Below are 13,275 nucleotides of genomic sequence, written 5' to 3'. Positions count from 1 at the left end.
GGTCTATCATGGCCCGCCGCGGCCCGCAAATCGGGGGGCGAGGGGAAAGGTGCAAGGCCTGTGCGCATTTGCCGGATGGAATCGGCGGGCAAGTTCTGTAAAAGTTGGCAGACGCATTAAGAGGACAAAATGTTTTTCGCCACCAGGGACACGGGGCCGGTTGCTGACGCGGTCAAGCAGCATTGGGTCGATACGAAACTTCCGGCGCCGCTGCGCCCCTATGCACGTCTGGCCAGATGGGAACGGCCTATCGGCTGGTGGCTGTTGCTGTGGCCGTGCTGCTGGTCCGCCGCGCTCGCTGCGATTGCCTCTGGCAGCAGCTGGCCAAACCTTTGGCACCTTGTGCTGTTCTTCATTGGCGCCGTGGCCATGCGCGGGGCTGGGTGCACCTTTAACGATCTGGTCGATGTGGATATCGATGCCAAGGTCGAGCGGACCCGTTCACGGCCCATTCCGGCAGGCCAGGTCACCAAAACCCAGGCGGCGGTGTTTCTGGTGGGGCAGGCCCTGATTGGCTTGCTGGTGCTCTTGCAGTTCAACAGCTTCACCATTGGCCTGGGGATTGCCTCCCTGCTTCCGGTGGCGATCTACCCCTTCATGAAACGCATCACCAACTGGCCTCAATTGTTTTTGGGCTTTGCGTTTTCCTGGGGCGCCTTGATGGGCTGGGCGGCGGCCTTCGGGTCCCTGTCCCTGGCACCGGTACTTTTGTATCTGGGGGGGATCTGCTGGACGATCGGTTATGACACGATCTATGCCCATCAGGACAAGGAAGACGATGCGCTGGTGGGCGTCAGATCCACCGCCCGCCTCTTCGGGGACCGCACCAAACCGGCTCTGATTGTGCTCTATGCCATGGCAACCGTGCTGTTCGCCCTGGCGGCCTCTCTGGCCGATGCGGGCCCGCTCGCCTTTGCAGGTCTGGTCGCAGGGGTGGGGCATCTGGGCTGGCAGGTGGTGGTGCTGAATATTAATGACGGCGACCAGTGCCTGAAGCTGTTCCGCTCCAATTCCACCTATGGCTGGATCCTGTTTGCAGGCTTCGTTGCCGATGGGTTTGTTGCCGGGCTCTGACGCTTGAAAGCAGGGTGTCCCCTGTCAAAGCGCCAGAGAATCCTGCAAGGCGCCCGCGTCAGCTGCGGGCGATGATTTCCCGTTCATTGATGAACATGCTGCACGCGGCGGCGGGACGGCCCGGCTGGCGCTTGTTCAAAAAGCGCGGGCGGCGGCCGGTCAAAAGACGCAGCTTGCGGCGCGGGGAAGGGCCTCCGGCCGGTGTCGCGCTATAGGCATCAATCGGTTTGACATCGCCACCCAGATCACACACCAGCATCGGCAGATTCAATGTCTGCGCCCAGCGGCTCCACAGCACGGCCAGATCGTCGGACCCGGCCCGTTCGGCCAGAGTGATGGACAGGGCGCTGTCAGGGTGTTTCAGGATCAGGGAGGCGGCGATCTCCCCGGGGGCTTCCCCCGGCACGATCCGCACCATGACCCCGTCGAAGGCGCTGATGGCGGCCACAACCCGGACCGGCACACCGGCAAGACGGCGTTTGATGATGACCTTGTCCCGGTCCAGAATGATCTCGGCCGGAAGGGCCATCGTCCCGGGGCGGGGTTCGAGCCTTTGTTCAAAGCGGACCGGCAGGCAGCCGGGATGCAGTAGAGTGTCTGCCCCTGTCCCGGCTGCCGTTGGATCCTGTCTTTCTGTTTGACGTCTCAAATGACTCTCCGTCGGACCTTTTGGTCTCTATGATGCAACCAGACTAACGGAGAAGAGTCGTGAACCACTTAAGAGATAGAGTTAAAAAACTATGATTTTAAAGAGGGTTACCGGATTGTAAGCATGCCGGAAACGTCTTGTTTACTCTGTTGCCGGGCACAGGCGGCCGGCACGGGCGCAAGCTTCTTGAAAAGCACGGATGCTGAATAGGTTGTGCCCTTTCCGCTTCCCGTTGTTGCAGTGGCTGGACCCTGAGCGTAATACCAACGGGAGTTGACCCAGCCCCGAAGGACTTGAAGGACTTGAAGGGCAGAATGGCAAGACAGGCTTGCCACGGCTTGCAATGCGGCCCGCCCTGCCACCATATCCGGCCCTTGGGGCGCCCCAGTCAGACACGTCAAGGCGGTGTAAATGTCAGAATTGATTGATCAGAGCGAATTGCAGTCCCGGGCGGCGCGCCTTGTCGAAGCCGCGCGCAAGGCGGGGGCCGATGCTTGCGATGCGGTCGCGGTGACCGGTGTGTCTCTCGGTGTTGATGTGCGCGAGGGCAAGGTTGAAGAGACAGAGCGGGCGGAGGGCGACGATGTCACGTTGCGCGTTTTTGTCGGTAAACGGACAGCCGCCGTCTCCGCCAACCAGCTGGATGACCCGGCCGCGCTGGCCGAACGGGCTGTGGCGATGGCCAAGGTGGCGCCGGAAGACCCCTTTGCCGGGCTTGCTGATGACGAGTTGCTGATCCGGGACCTGCCGGAGCTGGAATTGCTCGACACCAGGCAGATGACGGCGGAGGCCCTGTCGGACATCGCACTGGAGGCCGAAGCGGCCGGTCTGGCGGTGGACGGGGTCAGCAAATCTGGTGGGGCAGGGGCCTCCTGGCGGCTTGCCGGGGTCGTTCTGGCCACCAGCCACGGGTTCCAGGGCGCCTATTTGACCTCCCGCTATGGCATGTCCATGACGGCGGTGGCCGGAGATGGAACGGCCATGGAGCGGGACTATGACTTTGACAGCCGCTCCTACTTTGAGGATCTGGAGGCTCCGGCGGAGATCGGAAGACGGGCAGGCGAGCGGGCGGTGCGCCGTCTCAATCCGCAGAAACTGTCGACCCGCACCGCCAATGTCATTTACGAATCCCGGGCCGCCCGCAGCATGCTTGGGCATCTGACTGGTGCCATCAACGGCGCGTCCATCGCCCGCAAGACCAGTTTTCTGAAAGACCGGATGGGCGAAGCGGTGTTTGCGCCGGGCATTCAGATTGTGGACGACCCGTTCAAGCGGCGCGGCGGTGCGACCCGGCCCTTTGACGGGGAAGGCACCTCTGCGGCGCTGTTGAACATGGTCGAGGACGGGGTTCTGCAACACTGGTTTCTGGATGGGGCATCGGCGCGCGAACTGGGCCTGCACCCCAACGGGCGGGCTCATCGCAGCGGCAGCGGCACCGCGCCTGGGCCAACCAACATCACGCTGATGCCGGGGGAGAACTCTCTTGAGGCCTTAATGGCCGAGGCTGGCAGCGGCCTGCTGGTGACTGACCTGATCGGCCATGGCGTCAATGGGATCACCGGGGACTACTCCCGGGGTGCGGCCGGGTTCTGGTTCGAAAATGGCCAGATTGTCGAACCGGTGAGCGAAATCACCATCGCGGGCAATCTGAATGACATGTTCAAGCGGCTCGTGCCCGGCAGTGATCTCGACAACCGCTATTCCGCGGCTACCCCGTCCCTGATGATTGAAGGAATGGCGCTTGCCGGAAACTGATCAGGCCTTGACCCCTGCCGAGCTGGAGGCGGATCTGGCGCTGCTGGAGGCCGCCGCCCGCCAGGCTGGTGATCTGGCCCTTGGTTATTTCGGCCAGGGTCTGGAGACCTGGTACAAGGGCAATAAGTCCCCCGTTTCGGAAGCCGATCTTGCCGTCGACCGCTTTCTGGCGGACCGGCTGCTCAGCGCCCGGCCGGACTATGGCTGGCTTTCGGAGGAAACCGCCGACGACAAGATCCGCCTGAGCCGCAAGCGCGTCTTCATCGTGGATCCGATTGATGGCACCCGCGCGTTTCTGGCCGGTGGCGATGAATGGACCATCGCGCTTGCGGTGGTGGAGGATAGCCGGCCGGTCGCAGGCTGTGTTTTTTGTCCCCGGCGGGAGGAAATGTTTCTGGCGCGGACCGGGGGGGGCGCTTGGCTGAATGGGGAAAAAATATTCGTTTCAGAGCACGGCCGGATCGAAGGCGCGCGTCTGACAGGAACGCATTCCATCATCTCGAACGTTGATGTCGCTGCGGCAGGCTTTGAAAAGGCGGAGATTTTCAGGTCTCTGGCCTACCGGTTGGCCATGGTAGCGGCCGGGCGCATTGACGTTGGGACAGCGCGCGGCGGGCCCAGTGACTGGGATCTTGCCGCCGCCGATCTTTTGGTGCAGGAAGCAGGCGGACAGGTGACGGACGTGGCCGGACAGGGCCTGTTCTACAACCGGAACCGGACCGGCCACCCGGCATTGATTGCGGCGTCTTGCGCCCTTATAGGTCCTGTGCGCGCCGTGCTGAAAGACGTGATCCGGTGACCCGCACGGTGCCGTGATCAAATTAGCGAGGAAGCTCATGAGCGAGACTGACACCCCCAAACAGCTGCTGCATCTGGTTTTTGGCGGAGAGCTGGAATCGCCGGAAGGCTTGACGTTCCGCGATCTGGACGAATTGGACATCGTTGGCATCTATCCGAACTACGCCGAAGCCTACACGGCCTGGAAGGCCAAGGCACAGGCAACGGTCGACAATGCGCATATGCGCTATTTCATCGTGCACATGCACCGGCTTCTGGACCCGGATGCGGCGGCCTGAAGCCTCTTGCGCAAGGACACTGCGCAAGATCCTCTCAATTTCTGAAATCGGTCAAATTTTGGGTGTTCACTCGTGCGCGTGTGAATACCCTTTTCTCCGGGAACCTCTTTTTAGGCGATAAGAAAAATGATCAAACGCCTCGGCCGCCATCCTCTGGTTCTGGCCGCTATCGGTACGGCGCTCGCCGGCTATCTCAAGCTTGTCTATCTCACCAACCGGTTCACGATCGAGCCGGAGCATGTGCATGCCGAGACGCAAGAGGACCTGCCGGTGATTGTGGCTATGTGGCACGGACAGCACTTCATGGTGCCCTTTGCCAAGCCGAAACACTGGCCCGCCAAGGTCATGATATCCCGCTCCGCCGATGGCGAGGTGAATGCGATTGCCGCGCGCAAACTCGGGCTTGGCCTGATCCGGGCCTCCGGTGGCCGTAATGCCCGTCAGATCAAGAAGCGGGGGGGCATGCGCGGCTTCATCGAAGCTGTCCGCGCGCTGCGCGAAGGCTTCAGCATTGCCATGACGGCCGATGTGCCAAAGGGCCCTGCACGACATGCGGGTGAAGGCATTGTTCAACTGGCCAAACATTCCGGCCGCCCGATCCTGCCGGTGGCGGTTGCCACCAGCCGCAGCATCGAGCTTGACAGTTGGGACAAGGCCAGCGTCAATCTACCTTTCGGCCGGGGAAGCATTGCCGTTGGCGAGCTAATCTGGGTGCCCAATGACACTGAAGACGCGGCGCTGGAAGCCTTCCGTCTCAAGGTGGAAGACGGGCTGAACGCGGCCACCAAACGGGCCTATGAACTTGTCGGCAGGGCGAATGGCTGAACAGCGCCCCTTTCTGTTGCGCTTTTACCGGGCCCTGGCCCGCGGCCTGACGCCGCTTTTCCATGGTCTTTTCTGGCTCAGAAGCCGGTCCGGCAAGGAGGTCGCCGCACGAAAGGGAGAACGCTTCGGGGTCAGCACCGCGCCGCGCCCGTCCGGAAAACTGATCTGGGTCCATGCGGCCAGTGTCGGCGAGACCACCTCTGTGCTGCCGCTGATCGAGCGGCTGACGGCGGCCGGGCACAAGGTGCTCCTGACAACCGTCACGGTGACGGCGGCCGAGCTGGCTGAAAAACGGCTGCCCGACGGGGCCCGGCACCAGTTCATGCCCTTTGATGCCCCCGGTCCGCTGAAACGGTTTTTGACACATTGGTCACCCGACCTGACCCTCATTGTGGAATCTGAAATCTGGCCCTGCCTGTTTGATGAACTGCGCAGCCGAAAGATCCCGCTGGTGCTGTTGAATGCCCGCCTGTCGGACAAGTCCTTCCATACCTGGTCGAAAGTGGGCCCGCTGGCCCGGTTCGTCTTCAGCTGTCCGGACCGGGTGCTCGCCCAGAGTTCTGCAGACGCAAAGCGATTTTCCAGGCTTGGAAGTTTGGCGGTCGACAGCCCGGGCAACCTGAAATTTGACGCCGATGCTCCGCCGGTGAACGGGGAGACCGTCGCGCTTCTGGAACAGCAGATTGCGGGGCGCAAACTCTGGCTCGCCGCTCTGACCCATCCGGGGGAGGAAGACGCGGTGCTGGCGGCCCATATACAGTTGCAGCAGACCTTTCCCGACCTGCTTCTGGTGCTCGTGCCGCGCCACCCGGTCCGCGCCGGGGAGGTCTGTGGTCTCGCCACAAAGTGCGGCCTGGAAGTCATCACCCGCAGCTCTGGTGCTCTGCTCTCAGCCCGGTGCGGGGTCTTTCTAGGCGATACGCTGGGCGAAATGGGCCTCTTTTATTCCCTGGCCCCGGTCACATTTCTCGGCGGCTCCTTTGGGGAGGCCGGCGGGCACAACCCAGTGGAAGCGGCGCTGGTGGGGTCGGCATTGCTGACTGGGCCGAAAGTGGCCAATGCCCGCGCGGTCTACAAGGAGTTCTGGAGCAAGCATGCGGCCATAAAGGTGGAGGAGCCGGAGGGTCTGGCAGCAGCGGTGGCGGCCCTGTTGCGGACACCGCGGACCGGCCAGGAGCAGGCGGGCCGGGCACGGGCCATTGTCGAAGAAGGCCGGGGCGCGCTGAACAAGACGCTGACCATCCTGGCGCCTTATCTGACGGCAGACAGCTGCGAACCGGCAGCGGGTATGCCGCGGGACACGGAGGTGCTGAATGGGCAAGTCTCCTGATTTCTGGTGGCAGGCGGAACAGCCGCCAGCGGCACATTTTCTGCGTCCCGTGGGTTGGCTTTATGGGAGTGTGGCCGGGCGCCGGCTGTTCGCTCCGCCCAAGGCCAGAAGCCGTCTGCCGGTGATCTGTATCGGCAATTTTGTGGTTGGGGGCACGGGCAAGACCCCTTTTGCGATTGCCCTTGCGCAGACACTCCGGGCCGAAGGGTTTAAGCCGGGCTTTCTGCTGCGCGGCTATGGGGGGCGCAACAATGGCCCCCTGCTCGTGGAGCCGGGACAGCACAGCGCACAAGACGTGGGCGACGAGGCTCTGCTGCTGGCCGGTCATGGCCCGACCGTGATTGCCTCCGACAGGCCTGCAGGCGCGCGCCTTGCCGAGGCGCAGGACATTGATCTGGTGCTGATGGATGACGGCTTCCAGAACCCGTCCCTTTTCAAGGATCTGAGCCTTCTGCTGGTCGATTGCGCGGTCGGCTTTGGCAATGGGAGGTGTTTTCCGGCCGGGCCGTTGCGGGCTCCGGCGCAAAAGCAGATCATCAAGGCCGATTGCCTTGTGCAGATCGGAGAGGGAACGGCGGCGGACGCAGCTGTGCAACTTGCCAGTCGCAAGGGACTGCCCCTGTTGCATGCGCATATCCGTCCGCTCCCCAATGCGGCGCTGGAGGGAGCCGGCCTTTTTGCCTTTGCCGGGATTGGCAGGCCGCAAAAGTTCTATGCCTCATTGGAAGAGCTTGGCTACACGGTGCGCAAGACCCGGGACTTTCCCGATCACCACAGCTACAGCGAAGCAGAGGTGCGTGACCTGTTGACGGAAGCTGAAGCCGGAGACTTGACGCTGGTCACGACCGCAAAGGACATGGCCCGTCTTGCCTCTGCGGACGGAGAACTGTTCCATTGGATTGCCTCACGCGCAGATGTGCTTGAGGTGACCATGGAAATTGACGATTTAGACCGTCTGAAGGCGCTCATCCGCGAAAAACTTCGGGCAAGGTCCTTTTCCGGGTGAAACTTGACGGGTCTTGAGGCACAAGCTTCGCGTCAGTGGGTTTCCAGATAACGCTTCATGGACGCTTTGGCATCCACATAAGCTTCCTGATGTTCCACAGACCAGTATTTCAGCTCATCCAAGGGGATAGCAGCGCCCGTCACCGCACAGCGCACAAAGGTTCCCGGCGTCTCGACCTGATAGTCGCCATCCAGATAGCGCACACGGGCTTCACTGGGAATTCGCGGGTTTTCGTAACGGTTCATGGGGGCCGGATGTGTTTTCTGCTCGCACTATGAGCTTCTTGTAAGGCAAAAGGACTTCGCTGGGCAAGACCTTCGGCGCACAAACCCTCAGCCGATTGCTGACAGGCCGGTTCAGAACACAGGCAGGCTGCGCCGGTCGCGCCCGATAAGATACCGGCAGCGGGCCATCACGACCGCCCAGACGGGCAGGCCTTGCCTCACCCGTTCCATTTCCGCCGGGCGGTCTTTCTGGCACAGGTCCATATCGGCCCAGCGTTTGCTGTCTGGAGACAGATCGCGGCAGATCAGAAGGTCTGGCTGACAGGCCACCAAATGCAACGCCACAAGAACCGTTTTCACCGGCTCTGTTCCCCTGTGCCGCTGAAGGCTGCGCGGCTGTCGGTTGAGGCCGATTGGCCGGTTCGGAGCGGGACAACTTTGTTGTCTTGCACCCCGCTGTCCGCCGGCGGGCCGGAGACAGTGCCGCTTTTGCAAAGCGCCTCACGCAGGAGAGGGTGAAGCCCGTCCCCGCGCCGGGCGGCAACGTCGTGAAAGGAGGTTATCGGGCCGCCTGCGGGCGGGCCTGAAAATCTGGACATAGGAAATCCTTTGGCCGAGCGCGGGTTGGAGCGGCGGCTGACACGAGGAAAAAGGAGCTGAAAGCTGGCAGAGCGGTTCAACAGCTCGGCTGACAGTCTGCGTATCGGACGCAGATTTTAATATGAATATTATACTCAAGTTAAAATCTCTCAAGTGGAATTTCCGGGATTTCATGTGAAATTTGCGGCAAAGCGCTTATGTTGCCATCCAAGAGCTTCCCGGGCCCCTTTCCGGAGCCCCAACCGCCCGGCTGATCTGCGGCCGGAACAGGACACTGGCATGACCCTTTCAACAACCGATCTTATCGAAACGTCCGGCCTCGGTCTGGAGACCGCCAAACGGATCACGGAAGAGGCGCTCTCTGGAGCCGATGACGGCGAGCTGTTCGTTGAATACCGGCAGACAGAAGGGCTGGTCTTTGACAACGGCCGTCTGAAGGGCGCCAATTACGACACCGCCCAGGGCTTTGGCCTGCGGGCCGTGGCCGGAGAGGCAGCGGGATATGCCCATGCGGGCGACATCTCCGAAGGCGCTCTGAAACGGGCGGCCGAGGCGGTGAGCGCGGTCAAGAAAGGCTATTCGGGCAGCTATGCGGCCGCCCCTGCGCGCACCAACCAGTCGCTCTATACCGATGCCAACCCGCTGGGCGGTCCGAGCTTTGAAGACAAGGTGAAGCTGCTTCAGGACATTGACGCCTATGCCCGGGCGAAGGACCCAAGGGTGCGCCAGGTCAGTGCCTCATTGGCCGGATCTTGGCAGGTGGTGGAAATTCTGCGGGCTGACGGGCATCTGGTGCGCGATGTCCGTCCCATGGTGCGCCTGTCGATTTCCGTTGTCGCCGGAACGGATGAGCGTCAGGAAAGCGGGTCGTTCGGCTGCGGCGGCCGGGAAGGCTTCGAGCGCTTTATCACGGCGGAAAACTGGCAGGGGGGCGTGGATGAAGCGCTCCGTCAGGCGCTGGTCAATCTGGAAGCCGTCCCCGCTCCGGCGGGGGCCTTTGATGTTGTGCTGGGGCCCGGCTGGCCGGGCATCTTGCTGCATGAAGCGGTCGGCCACGGGCTTGAAGGGGATTTCAACCGCAAGAAGACCTCCGCCTTTGCCGGGCTTATGGGCGAGCGGGTGGCCTCTCCCGGGGTGACGATTGTCGATGACGGCACCCTCCCGGACCGGCGCGGCTCCCTGACTGTGGATGATGAGGGCACACCGGCCAGCCGGACCGTGCTGATCGAGGATGGCATCCTGAAAGGTTATATGCAGGACCGGCAGAATGCGCGCCTGATGGGCATGGCACCGACCGGAAATGGCCGCCGTCAGTCCTTTGCCCATATTCCGATGCCGCGTATGACCAATACCGTGATGATGGCGGGGGACAAGGAGCCGGACGAAATCCTGAGCTCTGTGAAGGACGGCATCTATGCGGTCTCCTTTGGCGGAGGGCAGGTGGACATCACCTCCGGCAAGTTCGTGTTTTCCTGCACTGAGGCCTATCGGGTGGAAAACGGCAAGGTGGGCGCGCCCCTGAAAGGCGCCATGCTGATCGGCAACGGCCCCGATGCCCTGACCCGTGTGTCGATGATTGGCAATGACATGAAACTCGATCCGGGCATGGGCACCTGCGGCAAGCAGGGCCAGGGGGTTCCGGTCGGCGTTGGCCAGCCTTCCATGCGTATCAACGGAATGACGATCGGGGGCACTGCGCTTTGATTTCTTTCAGGGGCGCGGCATGCTAGCTGTAACCTTTGCGGTCTTCGATATGGATCAGGTGCTCTATGATTACGATCACCAGATCCGGCTTCGCCTGCTGGAGGAGCTGACCGGACGTCCGGCGGCCGATATTGATGCTGCCGTGTGGGGCGGGCCCCATGAAAATCGGGCTGAGGCCGGAGATCCGGCAACGGCCGAGGGCTATCTGGCCCAGTTTGGAGCCTTGCTGGGATACCCGATCGATTTCGGCACTTGGGCGGACATCCGTCGTAAGATGATGCGGGCGCGTCCTGATGTGATTGATCTGGTGCGGCAGCTGGCGGAAAAGACCGATGCCGCGCTGTTGACCAACAACGGCATGATGCTGAAAGCGGCACTGCCGGTCTGCGCACCGGAGATGATCGAGATCTTCGGGGACAAGGCCCATGTATCCGCCGACTTCAAGGCCCGCAAACCAGACCCGGATGTCTTCCGGCTTATATGTGCGCAATACGGCCATGCGCCCGAGACGAGTGTTTTCATCGATGACCGGGCCGACAATGTCAAAGGCGCGGAAGCCGCAGGCCTGACCGGGCACCTCTACACGTCTTTCGACGGGTTAAAGGCGTTTCTTCAGGACCATCGTTTGATTTAGAGAGTGTCGCGTCCATGGGAGGGCAAACCGGTCGTCTGTGGCGCAGATCGCTTTGTGTTGAGTCGGCGCACAGAAGATCTGTTTCAACGCGATCCGAGCCAAGGGGATCGTCATTTTTGACTAGGTCTCTTAAGAGGTGCAATGGCCAAGGAAGGCTCAACGCCGTCCCGGGGCGGGCAGCATACGTTTGCGGAAAATTTACTTGTGATACTCAAATCGAATTGAGTTTCATGACAAGGAAACATTTCTGAAACTTCCTGGCCAAGAGATCTTTTAAGTTTAGTTTTAAGCGGTTTTTCTCAAGTTCTGCGCGCTGCAGTGTCGGCGGGCTTAGAAATTGACTTTGAAAAACATGTTTATACATCCCTTTAAGGCGCTCTTTTTAGATTTATCAAAGAGCATGCGCCTGAAGCCTGATAAAATAGAATCATCGTTCGGGTGTGGATCTGAACTTTCGGAATCCAGCAGAGCAGAGGAGATGGGATGGCATCAGAGGGCGCACCTCCGTTTTTTGCTGAATCAATCGTGTTTCTTGCCGCGACCTGCGTCGCCGTTCCCATCGCCAAGCGGCTGGGGCTCGGCTCGGTTGTCGGCTATCTGGCCGCTGGCGCTGTCATCGGCCCGCACGGGCTGCGTCTTCTGGGCTCGGGAGAAGATGTTCTCCATGTGGCTGAATTGGGGGTGGTTCTGCTCCTCTTCGTGATCGGACTGGAGCTGGACCCGAGAAAACTCTGGCGCATGAAGCGCGATATTTTCGGACTGGGAACGGCTCAGGTTGTTTTGACCGGTGCCACATTGTTCGCCCTTGCGCGCCTGTTTGGCCTGCCCCTTTCAACGGCGCTTGTCGCTGGCTTTGGTCTTGCCCTGTCGTCGACGGCCTTTGCCCTCCAGATTCTGCAAGAGCGCGGCCAGTTGTCCTCACCCTATGGACAGAGGGCCTTTGGCATTTTGCTGCTGCAGGACATCGCCATTGTGCCGCTTCTGGCCATGATCCCCATTCTGGCCCCGGGAGAAGGCCCGTCAACGGCAACGGAAATCGCCAGCGAGTTGCTGGTTGTTCTGGGCGCGGTGGCGGCGGTGATCCTGACCGGCCGCTATCTGATATCGCCGATCTTTCTGTTTCTGGCCGCCAGCCGGGCGCGGGAGGTCATGCTCACGGCGGCGCTTCTGGTGGCGCTGGGCAGCGCCGGGATCATGCATGCGGCCGGGCTGTCCATGGCACTGGGAGCGTTTCTGGCCGGGGTCCTTTTGGCAGAATCCAGCTTCCGGCACACGCTGGAAGCTGACATTGAACCCTTCCGCTCCCTGTTGATGGGGCTTTTTTTCGTGGCCGTCGGCATGTCGCTGGATGTGTCGCTGGTCGTTGAAAACTGGATGATGGTGGCCGCGGGCGTGGCTGTGGTGATGGCTGTGAAGGGGGGCTTCTTGTGGGGGCTCTCAAGAAGCACCGGCTCGCCCAATTCCGATGCGATGCGCATTGCGGTCACCCTGCCGCAGGGAGGTGAATTCGCCTTCGTGCTCTTCACGGCGGCCGTAAGCAACAGCCTGCTCAGCTATCAGACGGCAAACTTGCTCAATGCCGTGGTCATCCTGACCATGCTGCTCACCCCGCTGGCCTGTCTGGCTCTGGACCGGCTTGCGGCCCGGGCCAAGGCCCGCGGCGTTGAAAACCCGTCCATTGAAACCTTTGAAGATGCAACGCCCACAGTGCTGGTGATCGGCTTTGGCCGCTTCGGCATGGTGGTCGCGCAGATCCTGACATCTGAGGGCCTGGAAATCACGGCCATCGACAACCGGCCGGACAGGATCGATTACGCCCGCAAGCAAGGCTACAAAGTGTATTACGGAGACGCCACCCGCGCCGATGTGCTGGCGGCCGCCGGCGCGGGCCAGGCCGCATTGGTGGCCATGTGCATTGAAAATGACAAGGTGATGGGCCGGGCGATCGAGCTGGTCCGCGAAGGCTTTCCGAAGGCTTTGATCTTCTGCCGCGCCACCGACCGGGCTCATTATCTCGATCTGCAGCGGCGTGGGGTCGATTTCCAGATCCGGGAGACCTTTGAATCGAGCGTGGTGTTTGGCCGGGCCGCACTGGAAGCGCTTGGTACGCCGCTCAACCGGATCGATCAGATCGAGGAAGATGTCCGGGGCCGGGACCTGGAGCGCCTGGCTGTCCAGCTTGAGGAAGGCATGTTTGCCGGGGCGGACCGGCTGCACCAGGTGACCCCGCGAAAGCCCCCGGATGACACAAAGAGCGACAAGGCAGAGGTGGAGGAGGCCGCCGTTAAACCGGTCAAATGAAAAAAAGGCGCCGTTTCTGGCGCCTTTTTGCTCGACATGCCATGGGCTGGGGTCAGTGCCTTCCTAACCAAAAGACAATCCGGTTTTGTCCATAGCA

At 61.5% G+C, this 13,275-nt stretch carries 13 protein-coding genes; 10 read left to right on the top strand and 3 right to left on the bottom strand.

Annotated elements, in window-relative coordinates; genetic code table 11:
• The first annotated feature begins 129 nt into the window (after window positions 1-129).
• Window positions 130-1,074 carry a 4-hydroxybenzoate octaprenyltransferase gene (gene ubiA / locus ACXAH0_RS15575; RefSeq protein WP_475192616.1) on the top strand — a complete coding sequence of 315 codons (945 nt, stop codon included), beginning with the start codon at window positions 130-132 and terminating at the stop codon, window positions 1,072-1,074.
• A gap of 58 nt (window positions 1,075-1,132) precedes the next feature.
• Here the strand turns inward: ubiA and ACXAH0_RS15570 are convergent, their stop codons facing one another.
• Window positions 1,133-1,723 (bottom strand): DUF6101 family protein, encoded by a 591-nt coding sequence (locus tag ACXAH0_RS15570; protein ID WP_475192614.1) that lies wholly within the window; start codon window positions 1,721-1,723, stop codon window positions 1,133-1,135.
• 411 nt (window positions 1,724-2,134) lie between these two features.
• Between ACXAH0_RS15570 and ACXAH0_RS15565 the strand changes: the two genes are divergently transcribed.
• From ACXAH0_RS15565 to lpxK, 6 genes are all read left to right on the top strand, one after another.
• Complete coding sequence (locus ACXAH0_RS15565) at window positions 2,135-3,478, top strand: TldD/PmbA family protein (protein WP_475192612.1); 1,344 nt, start codon at window positions 2,135-2,137, stop codon at window positions 3,476-3,478.
• Window positions 3,465-4,277 (top strand): 3'(2'),5'-bisphosphate nucleotidase CysQ, encoded by an 813-nt coding sequence (locus ACXAH0_RS15560; protein WP_475192609.1) that lies wholly within the window; start codon window positions 3,465-3,467, stop codon window positions 4,275-4,277. Before ACXAH0_RS15565 ends, ACXAH0_RS15560 begins: the two co-directional genes overlap by 14 nt.
• A 37-nt stretch (window positions 4,278-4,314) precedes the next feature.
• Window positions 4,315-4,554: a DUF4170 domain-containing protein gene (locus ACXAH0_RS15555; RefSeq protein ID WP_475179094.1), complete on the top strand. Its 240-nt coding sequence runs from the start codon at window positions 4,315-4,317 to the stop codon at window positions 4,552-4,554.
• 126 nt (window positions 4,555-4,680) lie between these two features.
• A complete protein-coding gene (locus tag ACXAH0_RS15550) occupies window positions 4,681-5,379 on the top strand; it encodes a lysophospholipid acyltransferase family protein (protein WP_475179092.1) in 699 nt (232 codons plus the stop codon).
• On the top strand, window positions 5,372-6,709 hold the full coding sequence (locus ACXAH0_RS15545) for a 3-deoxy-D-manno-octulosonic acid transferase (protein ID WP_475192608.1): 1,338 nt from the start codon (window positions 5,372-5,374) through the stop codon (window positions 6,707-6,709). The genes ACXAH0_RS15550 and ACXAH0_RS15545 overlap by 8 nt, the downstream gene beginning before the upstream one ends.
• The gene (gene lpxK / locus ACXAH0_RS15540) at window positions 6,693-7,715 is read left to right on the top strand and encodes a tetraacyldisaccharide 4'-kinase (protein WP_475179087.1); all 1,023 of its coding nucleotides are present in this window, start codon (window positions 6,693-6,695) and stop codon (window positions 7,713-7,715) included. The genes ACXAH0_RS15545 and lpxK overlap by 17 nt, the downstream gene beginning before the upstream one ends.
• Before the next feature lie 32 nt (window positions 7,716-7,747).
• Here lpxK and ACXAH0_RS15535 read toward each other — a convergent pair whose 3' ends face one another.
• Complete coding sequence (locus ACXAH0_RS15535) at window positions 7,748-7,960, bottom strand: DUF2093 domain-containing protein (protein WP_475179085.1); 213 nt, start codon at window positions 7,958-7,960, stop codon at window positions 7,748-7,750.
• A 111-nt stretch (window positions 7,961-8,071) separates the two neighbouring features.
• Window positions 8,072-8,299, bottom strand: a complete 228-nt coding sequence (locus ACXAH0_RS15530; protein ID WP_475179083.1) for a hypothetical protein — start codon at window positions 8,297-8,299, stop codon at window positions 8,072-8,074.
• Window positions 8,300-8,818: 519 nt separating this feature from the next.
• Between ACXAH0_RS15530 and tldD the strand changes: the two genes are divergently transcribed.
• From tldD to ACXAH0_RS15515, 3 genes are all read left to right on the top strand, one after another.
• Complete coding sequence (tldD, locus tag ACXAH0_RS15525; RefSeq protein ID WP_475179081.1) at window positions 8,819-10,243, top strand: metalloprotease TldD; 1,425 nt, start codon at window positions 8,819-8,821, stop codon at window positions 10,241-10,243.
• Between the two features lie 19 nt (window positions 10,244-10,262).
• Window positions 10,263-10,877: an HAD family hydrolase gene (locus ACXAH0_RS15520; protein WP_475192606.1), complete on the top strand. Its 615-nt coding sequence runs from the start codon at window positions 10,263-10,265 to the stop codon at window positions 10,875-10,877.
• Window positions 10,878-11,360: 483 nt separating this feature from the next.
• Window positions 11,361-13,178 carry a monovalent cation:proton antiporter-2 (CPA2) family protein gene (locus ACXAH0_RS15515; protein ID WP_475179077.1) on the top strand — a complete coding sequence of 606 codons (1,818 nt, stop codon included), beginning with the start codon at window positions 11,361-11,363 and terminating at the stop codon, window positions 13,176-13,178.
• The last annotated feature ends 97 nt before the right edge of the window (window positions 13,179-13,275 follow it).

The sequence above is a fragment of the Roseibium sp. AWQ4_290 genome, from assembly GCF_056160985.1.
Note: the sequence above shows the minus strand (reverse complement) of the source record. Positions and strands in the feature narration are given on the sequence as shown.